The sequence below is a fragment of the Brevundimonas sp. SORGH_AS_0993 genome, assembly GCF_030818545.1.
Lineage (GTDB): Bacteria > Pseudomonadota > Alphaproteobacteria > Caulobacterales > Caulobacteraceae > Brevundimonas.
Map to the genome: position 1 here is coordinate 2354393 of NZ_JAUTAH010000001.1, position 25321 is coordinate 2379713.

Here is a 25321-nt window from a genome sequence, read left to right on the forward strand (position 1 = left end):
ACACTCACGACGCGGGCCGCACCGTGATCGCCGACTTGGAAGCGGCGCAGCCCGTCAGGGTGTCGTTCCCGATCTCGACCCGCGCGGTCATCGGATAGACGCGGTCGCTCATCCCGTCCGAACACTCGGTGGCGATCAGCATGACGTTCAGCGCCTGTTGCAGATTGGTCGAGGTGGCGTAGGTCGCCACCGTTCCCTGGACGGTCGCGCCGTGATTGGGGGCGCGCTGCTCGGGCTGATCGACGCGGGTGTAGATCAGGGTGTCGGGGGTGATCTCCACGCTCCAGAACGGCTCGGTCCCCAGCGCCCGCACCGGCTGGCCCAGATCGACCCCGCCCAGGACGGCGGCGGTCTGGGGTTCGGCGGCGGCCTCGGGCTTGGCCTCCTTGCGGTCGTAGCAACCGGCCAGGGCGACGCCGGCGATCAGCACGGGCAGGATCAGACGCATCGGCGGCCTCTCTTCATTCTGGGACACGCGGCTTTTCGGAACCCGCCGCAAGTGTGCCTGCCCCTGGCTTCGGTCAAGGGCCGGGGCTGCGTTATGCTGTTCGCATGACGATTCGCCCCACCGCCTATGAGTTCTTCGCCGGGGGCGGCCTAGCCGGGCTGGGAATGGCCGGGCTGGGAATGGCGGCGGGGATCGACACCGTCTTCGCCAACGACATGGATCCGGCCAAGGCGCGCGCCTTCGTCTCCAACCACCCGCACATTCCCTTTCGCCTGGGCGATGTCTGGTCGTTGACGTTGGACGATCTGCCCGGACGACCCGATCTGGCCTGGGCCTCCTCGCCCTGTCAGGACGTCAGCCTGGCCGGCGCGCGGGCGGGGCTGGAGGCCGGTCGGTCCGGCGCCTTCTGGGGCTTCTGGCGGCTGATGCAGGGGCTGGCGGATCAGGGGCGGGCGCCGCGCGTGATCGTGCTGGAGAACGTCATCGGCCTTCTGACCTCGGGCCAGGGGCGGGATTTCGCCGCCGTCTGCACCGCCATGGCCCAGGCCGGATACCGCGTCGGCGCGCTGGAGATGGACACCGCCTTATGGCTGCCCCAGTCGCGGCCGCGCCTGTTCGTGGTGGCCATCAAGGGCGCGGGCCCCGAGGCGGCCGGTCCCGCCGCGCCCTTCCATTCGCCGCGTCTGGTCGCGGCCCAGGCCCGTCTGCCCCAGGCTGTGCGCGACGCCTGGGCCTGGTGGTCGCTGCCCGTCCCGCCCAAGCGCAATCTCGATCTCGCCGCCCTTCTGGAGCCGGACGAGGCCGCCGATTGGCTGGACGACCCTCAGGCGATCCTGGCCCTGGCCGGCCCCGCCCATCGCGTCCGGATCGACCAGGCCGTGGCGTCGGGCGGACGTCAGGTCGGGGCGGCCTATCGCCGGGTGCGGATCGAGAACGGGGTGAAGGTTCAGCGGCTGGAGGTGCGCTTCGACGGCCTGGCCGGATGCCTGCGTACGCCCGCAGGCGGCTCCTCGCGCCAATATGTGGTGGTCTGTGACCAGGGCCGGGCGCGGGTGCGTCGTCTGACCGGGCGCGAGGCGGCGCGTCTGATGGGTTTGCCGGAAGACTACCGCCTGCCCTCAAGCGAGAGCGCGGCGCTGAAGCTGACGGGGGATGCCGTGGCCGTGCCCGTAGTGCGCGCCCTGACCGAGGGGCTGCTATCGCCCGCGCTCGGCCCGCGACGCGCCGCCGCCTGAAACTTGGACATCCTGAAGTTGGGACGTTCGGCCTGGCGAGAGGGCGGCGCGCACCCTCGCCAGGCCTTTGACATTCAGCGCTGGACCCACTGGCCCTGCGCGTTGCGGTACCATTGACCCGAGGAGATGCGGGGCAGAAGTTGGCTTTCGAACATCCGGGCGCCGGCCACGTCGGCGGTGGTCCCCGCGTCGGCCGCACTGCGGGCGTAGGCGGCGCGGCGGCCGGCGTTGGTCGCGTCCACGGCGGCGCGCAGGGCGGCGTCCGAGCTGCTGTTGCGGAAGCCCAGATAGCCGTCGGCCTGTTCGCCCACGGTCCCGGCGGCCTTGGCCTGGTCGATCAGGGTCTTCTGGGCGCTGGTCTGGGCCACGGCGGCGCCGGCGGCGCCCAGGGCGGCGATGGTTGCGCCGACGACGAAGAGTTTGCGGAAGGTCATGTCAGCCTGTCCTTTCAAAAGAAGCGAGGCGATCAGAAAAGGTTCGGGTTCTGCTGAAGCAGTTGCTGCAGCTCCTGATCCAGCTTGACGCGCACGTCGGCGTCCAATTTGGCGTAGATCTGGATCGGCGCAACCTCCAGCCGGATGGTGGGAGCGCAGGCGGCGACCGCCGCGACGGCGGCGCCCAGGCCGAGGCCGGCCAGCTGACGCTTGTTGATCATGGTTCAGGCTCCGGTTCGGCCAAGGTTGAGGGGTCTAATAGCACGGCCCGGCGTGAACGGCTCCTGAATGGCGCCGCTCATGGTTCGGTTTTCTCGCCTGTCGAAGAAGGGGGCGCCGCCTGCTGGCCCTGTCTGGCGCGATTGACCGCCATGATGTCCGAGATCAGCTGGTTGGCGTTCAGCGTGGTGTCCAGCGTCAGGTCGATCTGGGTGCCTGACGGCAGGGGCAGGGTGTGGTTCAGAAACTGGCGGCTGATCAGCTCGGCCAGGGTCAGACGCAGCTCCTGCCGCTGCGGCGGCGTGTGGCGGCCGCGAATATGGAACAGGACAGAAATCCGCCCGCCGTCCAGGCTGTTCACGTCGGCGCTGAGCTGATCGAACGACAGGTTCTCCATCGCCTGGAAGGCCAGGTCCTCGACCACGCCGGGCGGGGCCTCGGCCGCGCCGCCGCCGGCGTTCACGTCGGTCAGGACCTCGCGCTTGATCGACAGGCGGCCCGGTTGAACCGCCGCCAGACTGCCGGCCGTGATCTTCAGCCCCGTCTCTGGGTTCATGGTGAAGGGCAGGCGGCCCGACACCACGGCGTCCAGCAGCACCTTGTCGTCGAAGCCCATGTCCTTGACCAGATCGCCCAGCTGGACCCGGTCCAGCACGATCACGCCGCTGTAGGCCTGGGTCGCGTCCAGCGGCACCAGCAGGGGCTCGATCGAGATCACGCCGCCGCCCGCCGTCAGCTGGGCGCCGTTGACGCGGAAGCCGCCGGCCTCGATGCCGAAGGTCAGGTTCAGGGCCGTGGCCTTGGCGCCGACCTCCAGGCTGTCGACCGTCAGATGTTGGTTCGGCGCGGTGATCAGGGGTGTCAGGCTGGTCAGTTCGACATCGCCCTTCAGTCCCTTCACCGGCCCGGCGGGGCTGACGAAGTCCAGGCCGGGCACGGTCAGTCGGCCGCTGGATGTCGGCTCGGCGTCCTTGGTCCAGTCGAAGCGACCGCCGAAACGGACCGAGCCCGCGGCGGGCGATTTGACGAAGTCGTTGGCCAGGGGGCTCAGCATCCAGGGCTGCAGGCCGTGTTCGGCGAAGGTCACGCCCGGCACGTCGATTGCGACCCCGCCTGCGCCGGTGCGTCCATCATGGGTCAGGGTCATGCGTCCCAGGGCCGCGCCCGCCGCCGGTCCCGCGCCGCCCAGGTCGAAAGCGCCGCTCCAGACTTCGCGGGCCAGGGTCGCCTGGCCCTTGGCGGTCAGGGGTTCGAACCGTTTGGGCTCCAGGGCGTCGACGATGCGGGCGTCCGCCACCGTCGCCGTCAGGCCGACGCCCGCAGGCGCGCCGTCCACCGTCACCCGACCCTCGGCCTGGGCGAAGCGCACGCCCAGGAAGGGCGCCTGGGCCGACACGTCCCTGAAACCGCCCACGACCCGCCAGCCGCCATCCGTGGACAACAGCAGGGGCGCCGTTTCCGGACACAGCTTGCCGGCGACCTGGTGGATGTCGTTTTCGTCCAGCTCCAGCCGCTCGACCGTCAGGTCGGCGCAGTCCTGGGCCACATAGGTCAACCGCCCGTCGGTCAGGGCCAGGACCCCGCGCGTGCGGGCGTCGATGCCGCGCGCCAGGTCGAAATCGAGCCTGGCGCGGCCGTCCAGCCGGGCCTCGAACCCGCCGTCTGTCAGCCGCCATTCCGGCACGGCCACGTCCAGTTCCGGCAGGCCCTGACCGCGCGTGGCCGCCAGCTTCAGAGCGCCTCCGCCCAGGCGGCCGGGCTCGGCCTGATAGACGCCGTCGCCCGCCTGGGCCACGGTCAGCACGCCGCCGTTCGCAGGGCGCAGCACCACCGGCCGAGGCAGGCTGACGCGCGTGCCGCCTGTGCCCGTCATGAACCGGATCGACGGCGCCTGCAGGGCAAAGGCGCCCAGCGCCTGCTTCATGGCTTTCAGCTCCGCCGCCTCGTCCGCGCCGAGCGGGCCGAACAGGGGCCAGGCGCCGTCTTCGGCCGACAGCCCCGCTTCGACCGAAATACGGGTCGCCTGATCCTGCACCACGTCCAGGTCCAGCGTTCCGCCGCCGCGCTTCAGCGTCAGGTCGCCGAAGCCGAAACGGTCGAAAGCGACCGCCACCGGGCCGCTGGCCTCGAAGGCGGCGTCGCGCCCGCCCAGCGACAGGCCGTCCGACCGAAGAGACAGACCTGCCACCCGCGTCTCGCCCGCCCGGCCCGCGCTCGCCGTCAGGCGCATCGGCGTGTCCAGGCTCCAGCGCACGGCGTCGTCGCGCGCGGCGGTCAGGCGGCCGCCGTCGGCCGTCGCCGTCACGCCGGTCGCGTTCAGGCTCGGCCCTTCGATCCACGCGGCCTTCAGGGCCAGGCGGGTGACGCCGACGATGCGGAAGGTCTCGATCCAGCCCTGGGTGGTTCCGTCGAAGCGCGCGCTCAGGTCGGCGTTCTGGGCCTGGGTCGCTCCAAATCCAAGAGCCGCCCCGTTCAGACGAAGATCCAGCACCGCGTGGCCGTCCCCGCGCCGGGTCTTCAGGTCGGGATAGGGCAGGTCGCCGATCAGGGTCAGCCGCGTCTCGCGCCCGTTCAGGGTCGGAGTATCGAAACCTTGAGCCTGGGCCTGGATCGTGACCGCCGCTCGATCGCCCACCGTCTTCAGATCGATGGTCGCGCCCAGCCGCTGGGCCGCGATGTCGCCGCTCTTCAGGTCGGCGGAAGGCGCCCGCGCGGCCAACCGCATCAGCTTGCCGTCTTCCAGCCGGGCGTCGCCCAGCAACTGAACAGGCCCGTATTCAGTCTCCAGTCGCGCCCGGCCGCCCTCGACCAAGACCAGGGGCGCGCGGGAATCCGGCCGCGGGGGCTTGCCGGTGAACTCCTTCAGCAGCGGGTCCAGCGACCCCAGCGACAGCTTGCCGCCCTTCCAACTGGCGCGCACCACGGGCCGGACCAGGCGGATACGGCTGGGCGTGACCCCCAGGCCCGTCCGCGACCACGGCAGGCCGACAGTGTAATCGACCTCGACCCGCTCGACCGTCACATCGGGATTGCGCGGATCGCCGATGCGGATTCGGCCGACGAACCCGTCCAGTTCGATCCGTTCGACTTCGACATCGGCCGGCACGCCGCGCTCGTCCAGCCAGCCGACCAGCAGGCTGCGCGCCGCCGCCCGGCGGTTCAGATACAGCGCCGCGATCAGCAGCGCCGCGACCAGCGCGACGACCAGCAGAGCCACGCCCGCCGTCCGGGCGAAGCGGGCCGCGCGTGATCGGGCGGGGGCGGTTTTGGGAGCCGGGGTTTCGGTCAAGCGCAGAGGTCGCGTCGATTCGGAAAAGGTCGCCGGATCAGCATCGCACCCCCAGGCGTGAGCACAAGATTAAAGCGCGGTGATCGAAAAGACCGGCTGCGGCCCATGTTCCAGTGAAGCTGGGCGACATAAGGGCGAAGCGCGAGTCGCTCGCGGCAATCATTGTCGTCTTTACTTAAGACGGACACTCTCCCGCACCGTCAGGATTCACGCCCGTTAACCGTTTGTAACCGTCCATCTTCCCAAAATGGAGCAAGCGGTTTATAGCCCATGCCTTCGCGTCCTGCTCGCCGACGCGATCCATGGCTAAATATGCTCTGGCGCCCCGGGCGTCGCAGAACGATTGGGACCTATGGCTCAGTTCGATCCTCGCCGCCAACCGATGCGCCTGGCCCCTCACTGTCTGACGGCCGCAGCTGCGATCTCGGTGGCTTTGATCGCTGGCAGAGCCTATCAACCCGCTCAGGCCGAAGAAGTTCCGGCTCTGTCGTCCGACCAGATGGCGGCGATGGAGGCCAAGGCGTTTGCGGCGGCCAACGCGCCCGCCGGTCTGACGGCGCCCGAAGCCGTCCACGTCCAGATCCGTCCCGGCGAAACCTTCGAACAGGCTGTGATGCGCACCGGCGTGACCCGCGAAGAGGCCAGCGCCGTCGCCGCCACCGTCGCCAACGCCTTCGACCTCGCCGACCTGAGCGCCGGTCTGAAGTTCGAGACCGCCATCGCCAAACCGCGCGACGGCCGGGGCGACGCCCGCCTGATCGGCCTGACCATGCGCACCGGCCCGGCCTCGCAACTGACCGTGTCGCGCAGCTTCGACGGCGCCCTGCGCCTGCGGTCGCTGGAAGAGAAGGTGACGCACGAGACGGTGGTGCTGAAGGGCGACGTCGAGGGCTCCCTGTCGTCCAGCGCCCGTGAGATGGGGGCCACGGCCTCCATCGTCCGCGCCGCCAGCCGCCTGTTCGCCACCAAGTTCGACATGCAGCGCGACATCCGGGCCAGCGACGAATTCACCATGGTCTTCGACCGCGAGACCACCGAGGGCGGCCGCACCGTCAGCGTGGGCGACCTGATGTACGCCGAACTGCGCGGCGTGACCTTCTATCGCTTCAAACCGGCGGGCGCCAAGGAAGCCCAGTTTTTCGACGCCAACGGCAAGAACCTGCGCTCGGCCATGATGCGCACGCCGCTGCAGAACTTCCGCCGGGTGTCGTCCGGCTTCGGTTTCCGCACCCATCCGATCTCGGGCTATCGCAAGATGCACCAGGGCATCGACTTCGCCGCCACCACGGGCACGCCGGTCGTGGCGCCCGCCGATGGCGTGGTGGTCGAGGCCCGTCGCTGGGGCGGTTACGGCAACTGGCTGCGCATTCGCCACAACAACGGTCTGGAAAGCGGCTATGGCCACCTGTCGCGCTACGGCTCGGGCATCCGCGCCGGCCAGCGGGTCAGCCAGGGCCAGATCGTCGCCTATGTCGGTTCGACCGGCGCCTCCACCGGGCCGCACCTTCACTATGAAATCTGGCGCGGCGGCCAGCGGATCAACCCGGCCGGCGTCCGCACCCAGGAAGGCACCGAACTGGCCGGCGCCGATCTGGCCGCCTTCCGCGCCGAGAAGGCCCGCATCGACCGCATCATCGCTTCGGGCGGCCAGAAGCGCCCGGCCGTCCAGCAAGCCTCGGCCGACGGTCTGCGCCCCGCTCAGGGCTGACCGCCGTAAAGGATCGACCGCCCCGCCTCAGCCCACCAGGCGTGGCGGGGTTCGTCCTTCCGCCGGGCACGACAGGCCGTGGACCGTCACGTCCGCCTGCCCGAACTTCAGACCCAGAAGATCCAGGACCGGGGTGATCGCGCCGTCCAGCACCGGCCCCAGCGGCGTCAGAAGCTGACCCAGGGCGCGGGTGAGGCCGCCCAGGTTCAAACCCGCCGCCGTGACCTCCAGCCGTTGCAGCAGGCTGACCGCCAGGCCCGAAACGAAGTTGCGCGATGTCGCCGTGCGGGTTCGCTGCCCGGCGATGTCCGCCGCGTCGAAGGTCAGGGGCCGAAACCCTGTGTCTGCCGCTTCGATGTCGGCCCTGGCCGTGACGGCGCCAAGCCCCAGCACTGAAACCAGGGTCGCCGGGCGCGGCGACAGTGCGGTCTTGAAATCCCCCAGTCTTCGGATGTCGATCTCGCCGACGAAGGCGCGGGCCAGGCCGGGACGCACGCCGATCTCCACGGATCGGCCGGGGCGACAGCTCAGCCGCTGCAGCCGCGCCTCCGACCCGGCCAGTTCGATCAGGATCGGCAGATCGACCTGCGCCAGGCCCGACAGGGTCTGGGCCGTGCGTGCGCGCAGATAGAGCCGCGCCTGCGCCGTGCGGATGACCGGCTGGCCGTTCGCCGTGACCGTCAGCCAGGGTGAACGGTTCGGTCGCTCCCCGATCGCCAGGCTGGCGTTCAGGTCTGCAAGGCCGGCCGGCGCGTCCAGGTTCAGCGCGATCTGCCGCTCTCCCGCCGCCGTTTCCAACAGGGCCGTGACGAGGTCCAGGGCCGAGACCGTGGCGTCCAACCCCTCGCGCACCCCGTCCGGCGCCTGGGCGTCGACGCCGATCAGATCGCCCAGCCGCAGCGTCAGCCCCGTCGCCGCGCCCGTCAGCTTGCCCAGGGCCCCGCCATCGCGTCCGCCGGACAGGCGGTCCAGCACCTTCAGCGTCCGCCCGGCGTCCAGCCGCGTGTCCAGAAGGCGGTCGTAATCGCCTGCCTGAAGCGCCAGTTCGGCGGCCAAGGCGTCGGTGAAGCCCAGCAGATTGACGTCGAGATCGACCAGCCGCTGATAGTCCATCAGCTTCAGCGACACCTGACTGCCCGTAAGGCCGCTCAGCAACTGGTTGGCCAGGCCGCCGTCCAGGGCCGCCAGCCGCGAGCCCAGGCTGAACATCGCCTTGGGCGTCTCGGCCGCCGCCGCCGTGGCGCGGCGCGACACCAGCAGGCGCTCGCGTCCCAGCAACAGGCGGCTGAAGAACAGGGGGGCGGGGCTGGTCGCCTCGACCCGCACGGCGTTGGGCGTCGCGCCTCCGGCGACGAACCGCCGGTCGCGCTCCAGGGCCCGATCCGGCGTATAGACGCCCAGCGTCGTCGTCACCTCGGCCGGCGTTTCCGGGGCCATATTGGCCCGGACCGTTTCCAGCGCCCGCGCGTCGGCCTGGGCCAGATCGCGCGCCGCCGACAGGGCCGCCAGGTCCGTCGCCCCCTGAAGCTTGCGCGTGTGCAGCGTCAGGACGCCCAGGTCGATGGTCACGGCGGTCGCCACGCACAGCAGGGCGCTGGCCGCCGCCGCCGTGACCGCGACCGCCCCGCGCCGGTCGCCTCGCCAGGCGGCCATGTAAGCGACCAGCCGGGCCTTCGGGCCGCGCCGCATCAGTCGTCTCCCACGCGGATGACGGCCGAGCGTTCGATGACGGCGGGCGGGCGGGGGATCACCTCGCCCAGCAGCATCAGCGGGTGGCGGCTGGCGTCATAGATCACCACCAGCCGCAGCCTGCCTGCGTCCTCGACCACGCGGACACGGGTGTTGGCGGCGTCAAGCGGCAGGCCCTTAACGGCCTCGGCGACTTCGGCGCGGGCCAGACGCTCCCGCTCGACCGCGTCCAGTCCCCCGACCGCCGCCCGCGCCCCCTCGGACGCCAGGGACTGAACCGACTGGGCCATCAGGAACCAGCCGCCATAGACGACGATGCCGATCAGCAGCGCCACCAGAATGGGCCCCACCAGGGCGAACTCCACGGCCGCAGCGCCCTCGCGCGGGGGCGGAGAGGGTCGAACCTCGTGGCGCCGGGGGCGCGGCGAACGAGAGAAGGGGCGGCGCACCATGATGCAACCTCGCAAACTACTCGCCAAGGTTGTATATTTGCGGGGTTAAGAGTTCGTTGCCGTTGCAGGCTGCGCCGTCGCGGGCGGCGCCTAGACGCCGACGACCTTCAGTTTGGGGCGTTTGGTCTTGGCGGGACGGTCGGCCTTCTTGGCGGCCTTTTCGGCCTTCTTGATCTCTTTCTCGGCCAGTTTCAGCGCCTTCTTCTCGGCCTTGGCCTGGGCCTTGGCGGCGTCGGGCGCGGCGTCGGCGGCGGCGGCCAGCTCGGCCAACTGGGCCAGGAAGATCTCCCGCTGACCCTTGGGCAACAGGGCCAGGATACGCTTGTCGGCCGCCTCCACTCGGGGGCGGGCGGCTTCCAGCCGGGCGGCGCCCTCGGGTGACAGGCGCACGGCCTTGGCGCGAGCGTCCAGGGTCGAGCGTTCCCGCTCCAACAGCCCCTTGGCCGTCATGCGCGTGACCAGATCGGCGAGGGTCGAGCGGTCGATGCCGGTCATCCGCACCAGTTCGGTCTGGGTCAGGCCGGCCTTCAGCGAGGCGGCCTCCAGCACGGCGAACTGGCGTTGGGTCAGGCCGTCGGCGCCGCATTCCTCAGCGTAGATGTCCTGCGCCAGTTGAAGGGCGCGGTGCATCAGATGGCTGGGCGAAGCGCCCAAGGGGCCGACGCGCCGCGCCGTCTTGCCGGGCTTGGGCCCGCCTTTTCCGTCCGTCTTCACCATGAAGCGCCTCGCCTGAGTTTCGTCCGAAGGCGTACCATCGGCGCTTTAAGATTTGACGCGGAATGCATGTCCGTTCTGCGACACTTGCCCTGGAGACGACCCGATCAGAGGCCGGTGTCGGGCGAGACGGGCGCGGGGTCGTCGTCCTTGATCAGATGCTTCATGATGAAGAAGACCTGCCAGACGCCGAAGACGGCCGAGGCGATCCACAGGCCGCCGCGGAAGGCCACCCATGTGTCGTCCGACTGGGTGCGCCAGATCACTTCATTGACGATGCAGACGGCCGCGAAATAGAGGCCGTAGCGCAGGGTGAGACCGCGCCAGCCCGCGTCGGTGATGCGGAGCGCCTCGCCCAGCAGATATTTGAACGGATAGCGGCGCAGCGGCAGGGAGCCGAGCAGCACCACGGCCAGAAGGCCGTTCTGGATCGACAGCTTGATCTTCAGCAGGTCCGGGTCGTGGAACAGGATGGTCAGGACGCCGAAGATCAGGGCGAAGCCGCCGGTCAGCAGGGGCAGCGGCGCCAGCCGCCGTTCAACCCCATAGCCGACGATCAGCGCGATCAGGGACGCGCCGACCAGCACCCAGGTCGCCTGGACCAGGGCCTCCTGCCCGTCCAGGCCGCGCGCGAGGCGATTGACCCCATAGGCGGCCATGAAGGCCAGAAGGGCGCCGAAATCGACGGCCTGGCGAATGCCGGAGGCTTGGCGTGCGGGCGGTTGGGTCATGTCAGTCCTCCAGTCCCACCAGGGAGCGCGAGAAGGCGCGGGCGTCGAATGGTTGCAGGTCCTCCACCCCCTCGCCCACGCCGATCAGCATCAGGGGGGCGTCGGACGCCTGGGCCACGGGCACCAGCACGCCGCCGCGCGCCGTGCCGTCCAGCTTGGTCATCACCACGCCGGTGACGAAGGCGGTGCGGCCGAAGATCTGTTCCTGGGCCAGGGCGTTCCTGCCCACGGTGGCGTCCAGCACCAGCAGGGTGTCGTGCGGCGCCTCGGGGTCGACCTTCTTCAGCACCCGCACGATCTTGAGCAATTCGTCCATCAGGGCGGACTTGTTCTGCAACCGGCCGGCCGTGTCGATCAAAACGACGTCGAACCCTTCGGCCTTGGCCTTTTGATAGGCGTCGAAGGCCAGGCCGGCCGCGTCGGCGCCGTCGCGGCGGCTTTCGAAATGGGCGCCGGCGCGGTCGGCCCAGACCTTCAGCTGTTCGCGGGCGGCGGCGCGGAAGGTGTCGCCGGCGACGATCATCACCCTGGCGCCCTTGCCGGTCAGGTCGGCGGCGATCTTGCCCAGGGTCGTGGTCTTGCCCGAGCCGTTCACCCCGACGAACAGGACGACATAGGGTTTGGGGCCGTTCAGCGGATCGAAGGTCGCCTGGCGCGGCGACAGTTCGGCGGCGACGGCCTCGGCCAGGGCCTCCTTGACCTCGCGCTCGGGCGCGTCCTTGCCGAACTTCAGGCCGCGAAACCGCTCGACGATGCGGGCGGAGGCGGCCGGGCCGAGATCGCTTTCCAGCAGATGCTCCTCCAGCTGCTCCAGCGACGCCTCGGACAGGGGCTCCTTGACGAAGGTGGCGACGACCTGGTCGGTCATCTGCTTGGACGAGCGGGACAGCCCCTGCGACAGGCGCTGGAACCAGCCCTTTTTCGGCGTATCGGTCATGCAATGGCTTTAGCGGCGGCGAGGGCGGACGTCATCCGCATTCGCGTGGAGGCGGACCAGGGCGAACCGCCCCGGCCCGGCGAAGGGTTCCGGATCGGACTTGAAAAACGGAGTCCGAACAGTCCGATTAGTCCGATTAGTCCGATTTCGCGCCTTTCGTCGCCGCTGGTCCGTCGGGCGGGTCAGTCTAACCCAGGCGGAAGCGGCGCCGCATCGATTGCGGCTGTGGCGCATCAAGCGGTTGAAATTCTTGGGGCGTGGGAGGCGAATTTGGCGACGGGGCCGGGATGGGGCTGGTTGCGCCTGAGGGCGTGGAGTCCACGGTGTCCGCAGCCCGCCGAAAAGCCAACTTCGCCTTCCGACCCAAAGCGGACTTCTTCCGCTACCGCTTTGGGGCTGCTGAGTTAAACGCAGACAGGTGAGAGAATCCGAACGTCAATATCGCGGCTACAAAGCCAATGATGGGGCCGACGAACAGCGTAAGCACCATGACGCGAGTTCCACTCCACCGGTAGGCTCCGCCATGTGCCACGTCGAGCGAAGTGCTGAATGCAGCATTCACAGCCCAAAGTATCACCACAGAGCCGAAAGCGGCCAAGGCGGAGAGAAGCCGTCGGGATCGTCCAAACTGGGCGAAAATCAACACGCTGGCCGCGATCATCGCTATGGCAACGCCCAGTTCTGCGATGCTGCCCTGCACTTCTCCTAGCCGAAAGCCGGCGGTCGCCTCGATCACAACGGCCAACGCAAGGATCGCAACAGCCAAGGCAGTTACGTTAGTTCGAAGACCTCTGTGACCAGATGCGCTGTTCATATGGTCATTGTGCACTGCTGCTGCCGCTGAGCCAACGTCGCCTTCCCACCCCTTGCCGAACTTCGCCGCGTCCGCTTCCCGAACCATTCCCGCTCCACGCCATTCACCGCTATAGAAGGTCGACCGGCGCGCGCCGGGTGATGCGGACGATGCGATGACCGAGAGCCACCCCTTCTTCTCGCCCAAGACGCACGGCTTCGTGCGCGTGGCGACGGCCAGTCCGGTGGTGCATGTCGGCGATCCCAAGGCCAATGCGGCCGGGCATCTGGACCTGGTCCGCCAGGCCGGGGAGCAGGGCGTGGACCTGATGGTCTTTCCCGAGCTGTCGTTGTCGGCCTATGCGATCGACGACCTGCACATGCAGGCGGCCCTGCTGGACGAGGTGGAACGGCAGATCGCGGTTCTGGCTGGGGCGACCGAGGACTCGGGGCTGGTCGCCGTGATCGGGGCGCCGCTGAGGCAGGGGGACTCCCTGTTCAACTGCGCCGTGGTGCTGGGCGGGGGCCAGGTGCTGGGCGTGGTTCCCAAGACCTATCTGCCCAACTACCGGGAATATTACGAAAAACGCTGGTTCGCCCCGGCGCCGGCGCGGACCGAGGACGTGATCCGGCTGAACGGCGAGACGGTGGATTTCGCGCCCGGCCTGGTGTTCGAGGCGGTCAACCGGCCCGGCTTCGTCTTCGCGGCGGAGATCTGCGAGGACTATTGGGCGCCGCTGCCCCCCTCGACCCGCGCGGCCCTGGCAGGCGCGCGCATCCTGCTGAACCTGTCGGCGTCCAACATCGTCATCGGCAAGGCGGACGAGCGGGCGATGCTGAGCGCCAGCCAGTCAGCGCGCACCCTGTCGGCCTATGTCTTCGCCGCCTCGGGCTGGGGCGAGAGCACCACCGACCTCGCTTGGGACGGTCAGGCGACGATCCACGAACTGGGGTCCAAGCTGGCCGAGGGCGAGCGGTTCGCGACCGACAGCCATCTGACGATCGCTGACGTGGACGTGGACCGGATCGGGCTGGACCGCCTGCGGAACGGCACCTTCGCCGAATGCGCGAGAAACGAGGGCGAGGCGGCGACGGTCGTGCCCTTCATGGCGCGACAGGACCATGAGGCCAGCGAACTGATCCGACCGCTGGATCGGTTCCCCTTCGTGCCTGACGACGCCGGGCGGCTGGATCAGGACTGTTTCGAGGCGTTCAACATCCAGGTGCAGGGGCTGATGCGTCGGATGACGGCGACGGGGGCGAAGTCGTTGGTCATAGGGGTGTCGGGCGGGCTGGATTCGACCCAGGCCCTGCTGGTCGCGTGCCGCGCCTTCGACCGGCTGGGGCTGCCGCGCACCCATATCCTGGGCTTCACCATGCCGGGGTTTGCGACCTCGGAAGGGACGAAATCCAACGCCTGGGCCCTGATGACCGCGCTGGGCGTCACGGGCGCCGAGATCGACATTCGCCCCGCCGCCGAACAGATGTTCAGGGACATCGGCCACCCCTACGCCGACGGCCAGCCGGTCCACGACATCACCTTCGAGAACGTGCAGGCGGGCTTGCGGACCGACTATCTGTTCCGGCTGGCGAACCAGAACAAGGCGTTCGTCCTGGGGACCGGGGACCTGTCGGAACTGGCGCTGGGCTGGGCCACCTATGGCGTCGGCGACCATATGAGCCACTACAACGTCAACGGCGGGGTGGCGAAGACACTGATCCGCCACCTGATCCGCTGGGTGGCGGAGCGAGAACTGGTGGGGGGCGAGGCGACGCCGACGCTGCACGCCATTCTGGATACGGAGATTTCACCCGAATTGGTCCCGGCCAGGGACGGCGTGATCCAATCGACCGAGGGGACGGTCGGCCCCTATGCGTTGAACGACTTCTTCCTGTTCTACCTCAGCCGTTTCGGCCTGAAGCCGTCCAAGGTCGCCTTCCTGGCGCATCAAGCCTGGGGCGACGCGGGCGCGGGCGACTGGCCGGCGAACACGCCCGAAGGGGAGAAGGTCGACTACGACCTGGCGACCATCAAGGGCTGGTTGCGCAAGTTCCTGGTGCGCTTCTTCCAGACCGCCCAGTTCAAGCGGTCGGCCCTGCCGAACGGACCCAAGGTGGTGACGGGCGGGTCCCTGTCGCCGCGCGGCGACTGGCGCGCGCCTTCGGACGGCAATGCGCGGGTCTGGCTGGACGAGTTGGAAGAGAAGGTGCCGGATTAGTGTCTCTTCCCCGCTCGGCGGGGAGGAGGCGCGGCGCTTCTTCAGCGCCGTGACGGAGGGGTTTCGTACCCGTACCGCCGCTGTCGGCGGGGCTTCAAAAGCCCTCCACCGCTTTGCGGTCCTCCTCCCCATTGCATGGGGAGGAGGGGGAAGGTTAGAAGCTTGGCCATGACCGAAGACGTGACCAAAGATTCCAACGGCAACACCCTGGCCGACGGCGACAGCGTGACCCTGATCAAGGACCTTAAGGTCAAGGGATCGGGCGGAGTGACGCTGAAGCGCGGAACCCTGGTCAAGAACATCCGCCTGACCGGCGATCCCGACGAGATCGAGGCCAATGTCGAGAAGGTGCGCGGCCTGGTGCTGCGGACCGAGTTCGTCAAGAAAGCCTGATCGGGCTCCTGAATCAGGCTCTAACCGGCGGCGATCCGGCGCGCGGCCTCCAGGTCCGCCGGATTGTCGACCGAAATCGGCGCCGTGTCGATGGCGGCGGCCCAGATCTGCATCCCCATTTCCAGGGCGCGCAGCTGTTCCAGCTTTTCGCGGCGCTCCAGCGGCGATTGCGGCGCGGCGCAGAAGCGGTTCAGGGCGTCGCGGCGATAGCCGTAGACGCCGATGTGCCGCCAGATCGGCGCATCGCCATACAGGGTCGAGCGGGTGAAATAGAGGGCGCGACCCTGGCGCTCGGCCTCTCCCAGCGCAAGCACCGCCTTGACCACGTCGGGGTTGGTTCGGTCTGAGACGTCGGCCTCGGCCGCGACCAGGGTGGCGATGTCGCAGGCGGGTTCGCCGTGCAGGACGGCGGCGCAGGCCGTGGCCAGGCCCGGACTGGCGAAGGGCATGTCCCCCTGGACGTTGATGACGGCGTCGAAATCACCCTCCGGATCGATGGCGTCCACGGCGGCGCGGATGCGATCGGAGCCCGAGGGCAGGGCGGGATCAGTCAGGACGGCGCGGCCGCCGGCCGCCTCCACCGCCTCGACGATTTCAGGGTCGCCGGCCGCGACCACGACGGGCAGGCCCGACTGCTCGGCCTGGCGATAGGCGCGCACGATCATGGGCAGGCCGCCGATGTCGGCAAGGGGCTTGTTCGGCAGGCGGGTCGCCGCCATGCGAGCAGGTATCATTATCAAAGGATTCATCGACTTCCCTGACCTCCGGCGACGGTCCCTCGTGCGCGGGCGCGGTTGCGAAGGTCGCGCTACCGTGCCAGACACGCCGACGCAAGAGAATGTCCGGGGCGTGTTCACGCGGGGACCCGGCGCGGCACAGGGAGCAGACCAGGGGCATGAGCGGCGATCTGAAGTGGAACAAGATTTTCGGCGCGGGCCTGGGGACAGCGTTCGTCATCCTGGTGGTCCAGCAGGCGTCGGGCCTGATCTATCATTCCGAACCTCCGAAGAAGATGGGCTATTTCGTCGATGCGCCGGAAGAGGCGGCGGGCGGCGAGACGGCCGAGCTGCCGCCGGATTGGGGCACGGTGCTGCCGACGGCCGATCTGGCCGCGGGGGAAGCCGCCTTCGCGCGCTGCCAGGCCTGCCATGACGGTCATCAGGGCGGCGCCGACAAGATCGGACCGAACCTGTGGGGCGTGGTCGGCGGCCCGGTCGAGCACCGGCCCGGCTTCGCCTATTCGGACGCCATGACCAAGCACAAGGGCGAGGTTCCGACCTGGACCTATGACGCCCTGAACAGCTTCATCACCGCCCCGGCGAAATATGTTCCGGGAACCAAGATGTCGTTCGCCGGCATCCGCGACGCCCAGACGCGCATCAATCTGATCGCCTGGCTGCGGACCCAGGGCGCTTCCGGCTACGCCATCCCCGCGCCCGATCCCGCGCGTCAGCCGGGCGCGGCGCCCGCCGCCGGCGGGGAAGCGCCCGTCACCGAAGGCGCTGCGGCGACCGAAGCGACCGGCGCGGCGCCGGCCGCCGGGGGCGCCGCGGCCCCCGCCACGACCCAGGCGACGCCAGCCGCTCCGCCGGCCGCCACCAGCCCGGCGCCCGCGAACCACTGATCGCGGCGTCGAGGTCGAGACGATAAAAGGGCGGCCCCGACGGGCCGCCCTTCTTTGTTTTTCGCCGAATGGACGCCGGCTCAGACGATCTGCGCCGCCTCGTCGAACGACAGACGGGGCAAGCGGGGAAACAGGTTTTCGTCCGACCCATAGCCCAGGTTCAGGATGTAGTTCGGCTCGACATTGCTGTCGGGGAAGAACTCGGCCTTCACCCCCGCCGCGTCGAAGCCGGACATCGGCCCGACGTCCAGGCCCAGGGCGCGGGCGGCGATGGTCAGATAGCCGCCCTGAAGCGAGGCGTTGCGGAAGGCGGTTTCGCGGCGGAGGGCCTCGTCGGCGAACCAGGCCGCAGCGCCCGGCGTATGGGGGAACAGGGTCTTCAAATGGTCGTGGAAGTCCATGTCCTGCGCCAGGATCAGCGTCACCGGCGCCTGTCGCGTCTTGTCCCGATTGCCCGCGCTCATCAGCGGGAGCAGACGCGCCTTGGCTTCGGGCGAGGTGACGAAGACGAAACGGGCGGGCGTGCTGTTGACCGCCGTGGGGCCGAACCTGGTCAACTCGTAGAGCCGTCGCAGCAGCTCCGGGGCGACAGGACGGTCGGTCCAGGCGTTGCGCGTTCGCGCGTCGGTGAACAACTGCGACAGGGCGGCGTCCGACAGCGGGGCGTCGCGTCGAGTGGGGGCGCCATGGGCCATGGGCTGCCTTTCGGATTGGAATTGCAACGTGATCAGGTACTGATTAAAGCCTTGCGCGGCCGCCGCAAGGGCCAATGCGTCGCCTCGCCGTTTCCGATGCTGCTATCCGCGGCCGAACCCCCTGTCGCATCGGTCGTTATCGCCCTATCTAGGGGCCATGAAAGATCTGACCCAACTGATGCAGCAGGCCCAGGCGATGCAGCAGAAGCTGCAGGAGGCCCAGGCCCGGATGGCTGAAACCGTCGCCGAGGGCTCCTCGGGCGGCGGCTTGGTTTCCGTGTCCCTGAAGGGGCCTGGCGAGATCACGGCCATCCGGATCGACGACAGCCTGCTGAGGCCCGGCGAGGGCGAAATCCTGGCCGATCTGATCGTGGCCGCCCACGCCGACGCCAAGCGCAAGCTGGATGAACAGAACAACGCCCTGATGCGCGAAGCGGCCGGGCCGATGGCGGGAATGAACATTCCCGGAATGCCGAAACTGTTCTGATGGCCGCCTCCGCCGGGCCGGAGATCGAACGGCTGATCTCCCTGCTGGCCAAGTTGCCGGGGCTGGGGCCGCGCTCGGCCCGCCGGGCGGCCCTGGCCCTGCTGAAACGCCGCGAGCAGTTGCTGGTCCCCCTGGCGGCGTCCCTGGCCGAGACGGCCGAGAAGGTGGTGTCCTGCTCGGTCTGCGGCGCGCCGGACACGCGCGACCCCTGCGCCATCTGTTCGGACGGCGCGCGCGACAACGGCCTGATCTGCGTGGTGGAAGAGGCCGGGGCCCTGTGGGCCATGGAGCGGTCGGGCGCCTTTCGCGGCAAGTATCACGTTCTGGGCGGCCTGCTGTCGGCCCTGGACGGGGTGGGCCCCGAACATCTGCGGATCGCCGAACTGGTCGGACGGGTGAAGGGGGGCGGGGTGCGCGAGGTCGTCCTGGCCCTGCCGGCCACCGTCGACGGCCAGACCACAGCCCACTATGTCGCCGAGCGGATCGCCGGGCCGGAGGTTCAAGTCACCTCCCTGGCGCGCGGCGTGCCGGTGGGCGGCGAACTGGACTGGCTGGACGACGGCACCATCGTCCAGGCGCTGCGGGCGCGCCGCCCGGCGTGATCCGGTCTTAGTTCGACGGCGCCGTCGGTGCGTTGACGTTGGGGGCTTCGCCGGTGGGGGTAGGGACGGCGCGGCCCGTTTCGTCCGTCGGGGCGTCGGCGGCGGGCGGCGTCTGGCTTTCGCCCGCGAAAGTCTGGGTTTGGGCGGCGGCGGCTTCGGGGCCGGTTTCGGCGTTCTGCGACTGGAAGACCCCGTTGGTCAGAATCCACAGCCCCAGCAGCAGGACGGCCGCAGCCAGGGTCGATACGGCCAGGATCGCCAGGATGCGCGGGTTCTTGCGGCCGCTGCGCACCAGTTCGGGGTCCACCGGGCGACCGTCGTGCACCGCATCGGCGACCTTGTCGTGGCGGTGGGGTTGTTCCGGGGTCATGGCGTCGTCCTTCGTGCAATGGGCTGACAGGCCAACGTCATTCGAACGGCGACGTTCCTGATCCGACGCGCAGGCGGCGGGTCGGCTTCTCATCGCGGGCGACTCCCGCTAGGAACGGAGCATGAACATGATCGCGCCGCTTCTCGCCGTTCTCGCCCTGGCCCTGGGGGGCGGCTTCCTGTGGGCCTTCATGGGCTGGCAGCGGACGCGCGGCGAACTGGCGGCGGCCGAGGCGCGCCTCGACCTGGTGGAGGAAAGCCGCGCCACTCTGGGCGAACTGCTGCGCGCCCAGGCGGCCCAGTCGGCCCAGGTGGTGGCCGACCAGATGGTCAGCCGCGCAACCGAGACCTTCCGCGCCCAGGACCTGCTGGCGCGCGAGCGGATGGCCGCCCAGCTGAAGCCCGTCGCCGACACCTTGACCAGGTTCCAGGAGCATGTCGCGGCCCTGGAAAAGACGCGGGCCGAGGAGACGGGCGGCCTGCGCGAACAGCTGGCGGCCCTGATGGCGGCGTCTTCGGCCACGCGCGACGAGGCGCGCAAGCTGACCGAAGCCCTGCGCGGCAACACCGGCCGGCGCGGGCGCTGGGGCGAACAGACGTGCCGCAACGTGCTGGAGGCCGCCGGCATGGCCGGGCGGTTCGACTTCACCGAACAAACCTCCAGCGCCGACGACGAGGGGCGTCAGAACCGGCCCGACTTCATCGTCCGCCTGCCCGGCGGCGGCATGTTCGTGATCGACGCCAAGGTCCCGCTGGCCTTCGATGACGGGGAGGGCGACGAGGAGGCCCGCGCCCGGTCCGTGGGTCTGCGCACCGCCGCCAGCCTGAAGACCCATGTGCGTCAGCTGTCGTCCAAGGCCTATCAGGACCAGTTCAAGCCCAGCCCGGACTTCGTCGTCCTGTTCGTGCCCGGCGACGCCTTCCTGGTCACGGCTCTGGACCACGAGCCGGACCTGATGACCCAGGCCATGGCCTCGCGCGTCGTCATCGTCACGCCCTCGACCCTGTTCGCCCTGTGCAAGGCCGTGGCCTATGGCTGGCGGGCGGAAGAGCAGGCGGCCAATGCCGACAAGGTCGCCGCCCTGGGTCGCGAACTCTACAAGCGGCTGTCGGTCATGGGCGGGCATGCCTCGGCTGTCGGGCGGGCGCTGGATGCGGCCGTCGGCAAGTACAATCAGTTCGTCGGCTCGCTCGAGAGCCAGGTGATGGTGTCCGCCCGCCGGTTCGAGGACCTGCAGGTCGATCACGAGGGCAAGGCTTTGCCGGATCTGACGCCGGTTGAAACGGCGCCCCGGGCCATCGCCCGCCCCGAACTGATCGCCGCCGCCAAGGTCGAATAAAAAGTCTCGGTGTGGAAAGGGCGCTTGACAGCGCCCGAGCAGGAATGTCAATGTAACTTGTCAATAGGACAAGGGGTGTTGACTGATGCGCAAGTGGCGGCCGGTAATCAAGGCGACGGTGATCACGTTCTGCGGCGGCCTGCTGTTCGCCTTCCTCAGCGGCATCGCGGTCGGCTACGCCTCCAGTTCGCGATGGATCGCGCCCGAGATGGGCGAACTGATCGTGACCGCAGTCTTCGCCGCCGCCATCATGGCCGGCGCCCTGTGGATCGGTGCCGAATGGATGCGCGTGATCGACGAGGCCGCGCGTGAGGCGCACAAGGCGGCCTGGTACTGGGGCGGTACGGCGGGCATGTGCGTCAGCGGCGTCGGCCTGATCCTGTCCTCGGCCGGGCCGTGGCGCGACATCATCGCGCGTGAGATCGGCTCGGGCGGTGCGCCCATCGACTATCTGTCCGCCGGCGCCGCCTTGATGATCGCCCCCATGCTGATCGGCTACACCGTCGTCTGGGTGTGGTGGTGGCTGGCGCGGATGCGGGGCTGAACCATGAACAACCGCCTCAAGGTCCTGCGCGCCGAACGGGACTGGAGCCAGGCGCGGCTGGCCGAACAGCTCGGCGTGTCGCGCCAGACCGTCAACGCGCTGGAGACCGGCCGTTACGACCCCTCCCTGCCGCTGGCCTTCAAGATCGCCCGCGTCTTCGGCCAGCCCATCGAATCCATCTTCTCCGAATAGTCCGGCGCGCCGCGCTGATCGCCGCTTCCCGTTCAAACAAGGACCCCGACATGACCTTCGTTCGCCTGCTCAAGACCTCGGCCTTCACCGTCGCTCAGGGCGCCGCCGGCGTCGTCGGCGGTCTGGCCCTGTTCGTCGCCGTCGCCGGCGCGCCCGTGGACGCCCTGGCGCAGGCCCAGCCGGCCGCGCCCGTCGCCGCCCCCGCCATCGAGGGCCAGGGTCCGGCCCTGTGGGTGGTCAAGGATGCGGATTCGACCCTGTATCTGTTCGGCTCGGTCCATGTGCTGCGCCCGACGACCGGGTGGGAAAGCCCGCGCGTCAAGGCCGCGTTCGACAGCGCCTCGGAGATCTGGTTCGAGATCAGCAACCCCGACGACCAGGCCGCCATCATGCCGCTGATCCAGCAGCACGGCCTGTCGCCCGAGACGCCCCTGTCCAGCCGCCTGACGCCGGAAGAAAACGCCGAACTGGACGCGGCTGCCCAGGCCATGGGCGCCTCCGCCGCCCAGCTTCAGCCGATGCGGCCCTGGCTGGCCGCGCTCAGCCTGTCTGTCGCGCCTCTGGTCAAGGCCGGCTACGATCCCAAGTCCGGCGTCGAACTGGTCCTGAAGGCGCGGGCCGAGACGGCCGGCAAGCCGATCCACGGTTTCGAGACCCTCGATAAGCAGATCGGCATTCTGGCCGACCTGCCCGACGACGTGCAACTGTCCTTCCTGCGCGAGACGCTGAAGGATTACGAGAACGCCGCGACCAAGCTGGACGAGATGGTCTCTGCCTGGGCCAAGGGCGATGTGGCCGCCATCGACCGGGTCATGGTCGAGGATATGAAAGACGCCGCGCCCGCCCTGTACAAGGCGCTGCTGGTGGATCGGAACACCGACTGGGCGAACCAGATTCAGACCCTGCTTCAAGGCTCGGGCACGGTCTTCATCGCCGTTGGGGCCGGACATCTGGCGGGCGACGACAGCGTCCAGGCCCAGTTGAAGGCGCGCGGCGTGGACGTCGAAGCGGTTCAATAAGGCGCATCGCGCTTGAGCCGGCGCCGAGGCCCGGCTAAGGGTTCGGGCGAGGGCCGTCTCCACGCCGCCCCCGACCGACCCGATGCGGGCATGATGTAGTGGTAGCCTGGCAGCTTCCCAAGCTGCTCGTGCGGGTTCGATTCCCGCTGCCCGCTCCAGTCGGTCGCCTTGTTCCGCAGATCGCCCATTATGGGTGGATTGTGTCTCCAGACGATCCTTGATAGGCTGGGGCGTGGTAAATTCTTTCGCCTCGCTTCTGGCCTGTTCGCTCTGCGCCCTTTCGTGCGCGGGTCTGCGACTTATCGGCTGCCGCCGGGACTGACGGCTGCCCGGCGGCGGAACACGCTGTCGTAACCCCCTTTGAAGATCGCAAGACGTTCAGGAGACGCACGGTGCTGCGCGACCCCTCCATCAAATATCGCCCCTTTCCGATCGTGGACCTGCCGGACCGTCAGTGGCCGAGCCGGACCATCGACAGGGCGCCGCGCTGGCTGTCGACCGACATGCGCGACGGCAACCAGGCCCTGATCGACCCGATGAACGCCGAGAAGAAGCAGCGCTTCTTCGACCTTCTGGTGAAGATCGGCCTGAAGGAGATCGAGATCGGCTTCCCCTCGGCCGGGGCGACCGAGTTCGACTTCATCAGCGGCCTGGTCCGCTCGGGCGCCGTGCCGGACGATGTGACGGTGCAGGTGCTGACCCAGGCGCGGGCCGACCTGATCGCCCGCTCGTTCGAGAGCCTGGAGGGCGCGCGGACCGCCGTGGTCCATATGTACAACGCCGTGTCGCCGGCCTGGCGCCAGATCGTCTTCGGCATGGACCGCCCGCAGGTGAAGGCCATCGCGGTCGAGGGCATGAGCCGGATGCGCGAGCAGGCGGAACGCCGCCCCGACACCGCCTGGCGCTTCGAATACAGTCCCGAAACCTTCTCCACCGCCGAGCTGGATTTCAGCCTGGAGGTCTGCGAGGCGGTGATGGACGTGATCGAGCCGACGCCGGACAAGCCGCTGATCATCAACCTGCCGGCCACGGTCGAGGCGGCGACGCCGAACGTCTATGCCGACCAGGTGGAATGGTTCTGCCGCCACATCTCACGCCGCGACCGCGTCATCGTCTCGGTCCATCCGCATAATGACCGGGGCACGGGCGTTGCGGCGGCGGAACTGTCGGTCATGGCCGGCGCCGACCGGGTCGAGGGCTGCCTGTTCGGCAATGGCGAACGCACCGGCAACGTCGATCTGGTGACGCTGGCGCTGAATCTCTACACCCAGGGCGTCGATCCGGGGCTGGACTTCTCGGACATGGACGGGGTGATCCAGACGGTGGAGCATTGCAACGCCCTGCCGGTCCACCCGCGTCATCCCTATGCCGGGGAACTGGTCTTCACCGCCTTTTCCGGCAGCCACCAGGACGCGATCAAGAAGGGCTTCGCCGCCCAGGCCCAGCGCAACGACCAGATCTGGAACGTGCCCTATCTGCCTATCGACCCGGCCGACCTGGGCCGGTCCTACGAGGCGGTGATCCGCGTCAACTCCCAGTCGGGCAAGGGCGGATTCGCCTGGGTGCTGGAGCAGGACAAGGGGCTGAAACTGCCCAAGCGGATGCAGGCCGATTTCAGCCGCCACGTCCAGGCCTATGCCGACGCGGCCGGGCGCGAACTGACGGCCGAGGACATCTGGACCGTGTTCGACGGCGTCTATGCGCCGGGCGGGGACAACGGGCCCTTCGCCCTGATCGACTATGAGGAAGGGCGTTCGGCGCCGGGGCGCGAGCGGCGATTCAGCGGGCGCATCCGCCTGAACGGCCAGGAGCGGCGCATCACGGGGCGGGGCAACGGCTTCCTGTCCAGCGCCCTGGACGCCCTGCGCGAGGATTGCGGGCTGGATCTGGACATCGCCGACTATCACGAACACGCCATCGGCCATGGCGGCGCGGCCCAGGCGGCGGCCTATGTCGAATGCCGGACGCCGGACGGCGCCACGGTGTTCGGCGTGGCCATCGACCCGGATGTGGCGACCGCCTCGCTGAAGGCCCTTTTGGGCGCCGCCAACCGGGCGGGCGGGGTGGCCGTTCAGGCGGCGGAAAAGACCCTGACGACGGCCGGTTAGGGCGTCAGGGGCGACTCCAGGGCCTCGGCTTCGGCCTGGCGGGCGTAGCGCTGGGCGATGATCGTGCAGGCGAATAGCTGGATCTGGTGGAATAGCATGACCGGCAGGACGATCAGCGGCACGGCGTGCCCGGCGAACAGGATGCCGGCCATCGGGATGCCGGTGGCCATGCTCTTCTTCGAACCGCAGAACAGGATGACGATCCGGTCCGCCTGATCGAAGCGCAGGACCCGGCCCGCCGCCAGGGTCAGGGTCAGCACGACCGCCAGCAGGGCGATGTTCAGGCCGATCACCTTGGCCAGATCCAGCGGCGCGACCTGGGACCAGACGCCGGCGACGACCCCCTCGCTGAAGGCGGCGTAGACGATCAGCAGGATGGAGCCGCGGTCCACCAGGCCGGTCAGTTTGGCGTGACGGCCCAGCCCGTCCTTCAGCAGGGGTCGACACAGTTGGCCCACGGCGAAGGGGGCCAGGATCTGCAGAGCGATGTCGAAAATGGACTGCAGATGGATGCCGCCATTTGCGCCGCCGATCAGCAGGGCGACCAGAAGCGGGGTGACGATGACGCCCAGCAGGTTCGACAGGCTGGCGCTGGTCAAGGCGCCGGCGACATTGCCGCGCGCGATGGATGTGAAGGCGATGGACGACTGCACCGTGGACGGCAGCAGGCACAGATACAGCATCCCCGTCAGCAGATCGGGCTGCAGTGATCCCCGCATCAGAAAGACCAGCCCCAGCCCCAGCAGGGGAAACAGCAGGAAGGTCGACAGGAAGACCGTGCCCTGAAGCCGCCAGTGCAGCAGGCCCGCGCCGATGGCGGCCGGCGACATCCGCGCCCCGTACAGGAAGAAAAGCAGGGCGATGGCCGCCTTGACCACCCAGTCCAGAACCTCGGCCGCCTGTCCCCTGGCGGGAAGCAGGGCCGCCAGGACGACCATGCCGATCAGGGCCAGCAGATAGCGGTCGATCGGCAGGCGGGACAGGAAGCGGGGCATGGAACGGCTCGGTCGGCGTCGGGACCGCTCCTGATAGGCCCCTAGGCCCCCCTGTTGAACCCCTTGCTGAATCCCTGTGTGAACGC

Annotated in this window: 26 protein-coding genes and 1 tRNA gene; 13 read left to right on the plus strand and 14 right to left on the minus strand. The window is 69.1% G+C overall.

The annotated features are described in order from the left end of the window. Window positions 1–4 precede the first annotated feature (4 nt). On the minus strand, window positions 5–448 hold the full coding sequence (locus QE389_RS11665) for a COG3650 family protein (RefSeq protein ID WP_307367471.1): 444 nt from the start codon (window positions 446–448) through the stop codon (window positions 5–7). Between the two features lie 104 nt (window positions 449–552). Here QE389_RS11665 and QE389_RS11670 point away from each other — a divergent pair, with 104 nt between their 5' ends. Beyond that, window positions 553–1683 carry a DNA cytosine methyltransferase gene (locus QE389_RS11670; RefSeq protein WP_307367472.1) on the plus strand — a complete coding sequence of 377 codons (1131 nt, stop codon included), beginning with the start codon at window positions 553–555 and terminating at the stop codon, window positions 1681–1683. Window positions 1684–1757: 74 nt separating this feature from the next. On the opposite strand, the gene QE389_RS11675 is transcribed toward QE389_RS11670, so the two are convergent. The 3 genes from QE389_RS11675 to QE389_RS11685 all read right to left on the minus strand — a co-directional run bounded on the left by QE389_RS11675 (window position 1758) and on the right by QE389_RS11685 (window position 5553). Further along, window positions 1758–2117, minus strand: a complete 360-nt coding sequence (locus QE389_RS11675; protein ID WP_307367474.1) for a DUF1318 domain-containing protein — start codon at window positions 2115–2117, stop codon at window positions 1758–1760. A 32-nt stretch (window positions 2118–2149) separates the two neighbouring features. Continuing rightward, entirely contained in the window at window positions 2150–2338 is a 189-nt protein-coding gene (locus QE389_RS11680; protein ID WP_292086180.1) for a YnbE family lipoprotein, read from the minus strand. Window positions 2339–2415: 77 nt separating this feature from the next. Continuing rightward, entirely contained in the window at window positions 2416–5553 is a 3138-nt protein-coding gene (locus tag QE389_RS11685) for a YdbH domain-containing protein (RefSeq protein ID WP_307367476.1), read from the minus strand. A gap of 499 nt (window positions 5554–6052) precedes the next feature. On the opposite strand from QE389_RS11685, the gene QE389_RS11690 reads away from it, so the two are divergent. Further along, window positions 6053–7333, plus strand: a complete 1281-nt coding sequence (locus QE389_RS11690; RefSeq protein ID WP_307367477.1) for a M23 family metallopeptidase — start codon at window positions 6053–6055, stop codon at window positions 7331–7333. A gap of 27 nt (window positions 7334–7360) precedes the next feature. Here the strand turns inward: QE389_RS11690 and QE389_RS11695 are convergent, their stop codons facing one another. The 6 genes from QE389_RS11695 to QE389_RS11720 form a co-directional block, all read right to left on the minus strand. Beyond that, entirely contained in the window at window positions 7361–9022 is a 1662-nt protein-coding gene (locus QE389_RS11695) for a TadG family pilus assembly protein (protein ID WP_307367479.1), read from the minus strand. Further along, window positions 9022–9387: a TadE/TadG family type IV pilus assembly protein gene (locus tag QE389_RS11700; RefSeq protein ID WP_307367481.1), complete on the minus strand. Its 366-nt coding sequence runs from the start codon at window positions 9385–9387 to the stop codon at window positions 9022–9024. Before QE389_RS11700 ends, QE389_RS11695 begins: the two co-directional genes overlap by 1 nt. Window positions 9388–9564: 177 nt before the next feature. Then, window positions 9565–10191 (minus strand): MarR family winged helix-turn-helix transcriptional regulator, encoded by a 627-nt coding sequence (locus QE389_RS11705; RefSeq protein ID WP_307367483.1) that lies wholly within the window; start codon window positions 10189–10191, stop codon window positions 9565–9567. 104 nt (window positions 10192–10295) lie between these two features. Then, window positions 10296–10919: an inner membrane-spanning protein YciB gene (locus QE389_RS11710; protein WP_307367485.1), complete on the minus strand. Its 624-nt coding sequence runs from the start codon at window positions 10917–10919 to the stop codon at window positions 10296–10298. A gap of 1 nt (window position 10920) precedes the next feature. Further along, window positions 10921–11856, minus strand: a complete 936-nt coding sequence (gene ftsY / locus QE389_RS11715; protein ID WP_307367487.1) for a signal recognition particle-docking protein FtsY — start codon at window positions 11854–11856, stop codon at window positions 10921–10923. A gap of 382 nt (window positions 11857–12238) precedes the next feature. After that, window positions 12239–12856, minus strand: coding sequence for a hypothetical protein (locus QE389_RS11720; protein WP_307367489.1), 618 nt, complete (start codon window positions 12854–12856; stop codon window positions 12239–12241). On the opposite strand from QE389_RS11720, the gene QE389_RS11725 reads away from it, so the two are divergent. Next, window positions 12825–14867 (plus strand): NAD(+) synthase, encoded by a 2043-nt coding sequence (locus QE389_RS11725; protein WP_307367491.1) that lies wholly within the window; start codon window positions 12825–12827, stop codon window positions 14865–14867. The genes QE389_RS11720 and QE389_RS11725 overlap by 32 nt on opposite strands. Window positions 14868–15035: 168 nt before the next feature. Continuing rightward, on the plus strand, window positions 15036–15260 hold the full coding sequence (locus QE389_RS11730) for an alkylphosphonate utilization protein (RefSeq protein ID WP_307367493.1): 225 nt from the start codon (window positions 15036–15038) through the stop codon (window positions 15258–15260). 20 nt (window positions 15261–15280) lie between these two features. Here QE389_RS11730 and QE389_RS11735 read toward each other — a convergent pair whose 3' ends face one another. Further along, window positions 15281–16009, minus strand: a complete 729-nt coding sequence (locus QE389_RS11735) for a 3-deoxy-manno-octulosonate cytidylyltransferase (RefSeq protein WP_307367495.1) — start codon at window positions 16007–16009, stop codon at window positions 15281–15283. A gap of 146 nt (window positions 16010–16155) precedes the next feature. On the opposite strand from QE389_RS11735, the gene QE389_RS11740 reads away from it, so the two are divergent. Next, window positions 16156–16884 carry a cytochrome c family protein gene (locus tag QE389_RS11740; protein ID WP_307367497.1) on the plus strand — a complete coding sequence of 243 codons (729 nt, stop codon included), beginning with the start codon at window positions 16156–16158 and terminating at the stop codon, window positions 16882–16884. An 80-nt stretch (window positions 16885–16964) separates the two neighbouring features. Here the strand turns inward: QE389_RS11740 and QE389_RS11745 are convergent, their stop codons facing one another. Then, the gene (locus tag QE389_RS11745; protein ID WP_307367500.1) at window positions 16965–17579 is read right to left on the minus strand and encodes a malonic semialdehyde reductase; all 615 of its coding nucleotides are present in this window, start codon (window positions 17577–17579) and stop codon (window positions 16965–16967) included. Window positions 17580–17736: 157 nt separating this feature from the next. On the opposite strand from QE389_RS11745, the gene QE389_RS11750 reads away from it, so the two are divergent. Next, complete coding sequence (locus tag QE389_RS11750) at window positions 17737–18066, plus strand: YbaB/EbfC family nucleoid-associated protein (protein WP_307367502.1); 330 nt, start codon at window positions 17737–17739, stop codon at window positions 18064–18066. Then, on the plus strand, window positions 18066–18668 hold the full coding sequence (recR, locus tag QE389_RS11755) for a recombination mediator RecR (protein ID WP_307367504.1): 603 nt from the start codon (window positions 18066–18068) through the stop codon (window positions 18666–18668). Before QE389_RS11750 ends, recR begins: the two co-directional genes overlap by 1 nt. A 7-nt stretch (window positions 18669–18675) precedes the next feature. Here the strand turns inward: recR and QE389_RS11760 are convergent, their stop codons facing one another. Further along, window positions 18676–19038, minus strand: coding sequence for a hypothetical protein (locus QE389_RS11760; RefSeq protein ID WP_307367506.1), 363 nt, complete (start codon window positions 19036–19038; stop codon window positions 18676–18678). A gap of 121 nt (window positions 19039–19159) precedes the next feature. Here QE389_RS11760 and QE389_RS11765 point away from each other — a divergent pair, with 121 nt between their 5' ends. From QE389_RS11765 to leuA, 6 genes are all read left to right on the plus strand, one after another. Beyond that, window positions 19160–20377 carry a DNA recombination protein RmuC gene (locus QE389_RS11765; protein ID WP_307367507.1) on the plus strand — a complete coding sequence of 406 codons (1218 nt, stop codon included), beginning with the start codon at window positions 19160–19162 and terminating at the stop codon, window positions 20375–20377. 85 nt (window positions 20378–20462) lie between these two features. Then, window positions 20463–20921, plus strand: coding sequence for a hypothetical protein (locus tag QE389_RS11770; protein WP_307367509.1), 459 nt, complete (start codon window positions 20463–20465; stop codon window positions 20919–20921). Window positions 20922–20924: 3 nt separating this feature from the next. Continuing rightward, window positions 20925–21113, plus strand: coding sequence for a helix-turn-helix transcriptional regulator (locus tag QE389_RS11775; RefSeq protein WP_307367511.1), 189 nt, complete (start codon window positions 20925–20927; stop codon window positions 21111–21113). Window positions 21114–21163: 50 nt separating this feature from the next. Then, window positions 21164–22132 (plus strand): TraB/GumN family protein, encoded by a 969-nt coding sequence (locus QE389_RS11780; protein WP_307367513.1) that lies wholly within the window; start codon window positions 21164–21166, stop codon window positions 22130–22132. An 84-nt stretch (window positions 22133–22216) separates the two neighbouring features. Beyond that, window positions 22217–22290: transfer RNA gene (locus QE389_RS11785), tRNA-Gly, on the plus strand. Between the two features lie 234 nt (window positions 22291–22524). After that, the gene (gene leuA, locus QE389_RS11790) at window positions 22525–24240 is read left to right on the plus strand and encodes a 2-isopropylmalate synthase (RefSeq protein ID WP_307367515.1); all 1716 of its coding nucleotides are present in this window, start codon (window positions 22525–22527) and stop codon (window positions 24238–24240) included. Here leuA and QE389_RS11795 read toward each other — a convergent pair. Then, window positions 24237–25235, minus strand: coding sequence for a bile acid:sodium symporter family protein (locus tag QE389_RS11795; RefSeq protein ID WP_307367517.1), 999 nt, complete (start codon window positions 25233–25235; stop codon window positions 24237–24239). The genes leuA and QE389_RS11795 overlap by 4 nt on opposite strands. Between the last annotated feature and the right edge of the window lie 86 nt (window positions 25236–25321).

Excerpts from the sequence above, each read along its gene's own strand:
- QE389_RS11665 (WP_307367471.1), bottom strand. The coding sequence starts at position 448 with ATGCGTCTGATCCTGCCCGTGCTGATCGCCGGCGTCGCCCTGGCCGGT.
- QE389_RS11670 (WP_307367472.1), top strand. The coding sequence starts at position 553 with ATGACGATTCGCCCCACCGCCTATGAGTTCTTCGCCGGGGGCGGCCTA.
- QE389_RS11675 (WP_307367474.1), bottom strand. The coding sequence starts at position 2,117 with ATGACCTTCCGCAAACTCTTCGTCGTCGGCGCAACCATCGCCGCCCTG.
- QE389_RS11680 (WP_292086180.1), bottom strand. The coding sequence starts at position 2,338 with ATGATCAACAAGCGTCAGCTGGCCGGCCTCGGCCTGGGCGCCGCCGTC.
- QE389_RS11695 (WP_307367479.1), bottom strand. The coding sequence starts at position 9,022 with ATGCGGCGCGGCCCGAAGGCCCGGCTGGTCGCTTACATGGCCGCCTGG.
- QE389_RS11705 (WP_307367483.1), bottom strand. The coding sequence starts at position 10,191 with ATGGTGAAGACGGACGGAAAAGGCGGGCCCAAGCCCGGCAAGACGGCG.
- QE389_RS11710 (WP_307367485.1), bottom strand. The coding sequence starts at position 10,919 with ATGACCCAACCGCCCGCACGCCAAGCCTCCGGCATTCGCCAGGCCGTC.
- ftsY (WP_307367487.1), bottom strand. The coding sequence starts at position 11,856 with ATGACCGATACGCCGAAAAAGGGCTGGTTCCAGCGCCTGTCGCAGGGG.
- QE389_RS11725 (WP_307367491.1), top strand. The coding sequence starts at position 12,825 with ATGACCGAGAGCCACCCCTTCTTCTCGCCCAAGACGCACGGCTTCGTG.
- QE389_RS11730 (WP_307367493.1), top strand. The coding sequence starts at position 15,036 with ATGACCGAAGACGTGACCAAAGATTCCAACGGCAACACCCTGGCCGAC.
- QE389_RS11735 (WP_307367495.1), bottom strand. The coding sequence starts at position 16,009 with ATGAATCCTTTGATAATGATACCTGCTCGCATGGCGGCGACCCGCCTG.
- QE389_RS11740 (WP_307367497.1), top strand. The coding sequence starts at position 16,156 with ATGAGCGGCGATCTGAAGTGGAACAAGATTTTCGGCGCGGGCCTGGGG.
- QE389_RS11745 (WP_307367500.1), bottom strand. The coding sequence starts at position 17,579 with ATGGCCCATGGCGCCCCCACTCGACGCGACGCCCCGCTGTCGGACGCC.
- QE389_RS11750 (WP_307367502.1), top strand. The coding sequence starts at position 17,737 with ATGAAAGATCTGACCCAACTGATGCAGCAGGCCCAGGCGATGCAGCAG.
- recR (WP_307367504.1), top strand. The coding sequence starts at position 18,066 with ATGGCCGCCTCCGCCGGGCCGGAGATCGAACGGCTGATCTCCCTGCTG.
- QE389_RS11760 (WP_307367506.1), bottom strand. The coding sequence starts at position 19,038 with ATGACCCCGGAACAACCCCACCGCCACGACAAGGTCGCCGATGCGGTG.
- QE389_RS11765 (WP_307367507.1), top strand. The coding sequence starts at position 19,160 with ATGAACATGATCGCGCCGCTTCTCGCCGTTCTCGCCCTGGCCCTGGGG.
- QE389_RS11770 (WP_307367509.1), top strand. The coding sequence starts at position 20,463 with ATGCGCAAGTGGCGGCCGGTAATCAAGGCGACGGTGATCACGTTCTGC.
- QE389_RS11775 (WP_307367511.1), top strand. The coding sequence starts at position 20,925 with ATGAACAACCGCCTCAAGGTCCTGCGCGCCGAACGGGACTGGAGCCAG.
- QE389_RS11780 (WP_307367513.1), top strand. The coding sequence starts at position 21,164 with ATGACCTTCGTTCGCCTGCTCAAGACCTCGGCCTTCACCGTCGCTCAG.
- QE389_RS11795 (WP_307367517.1), bottom strand. The coding sequence starts at position 25,235 with ATGCCCCGCTTCCTGTCCCGCCTGCCGATCGACCGCTATCTGCTGGCC.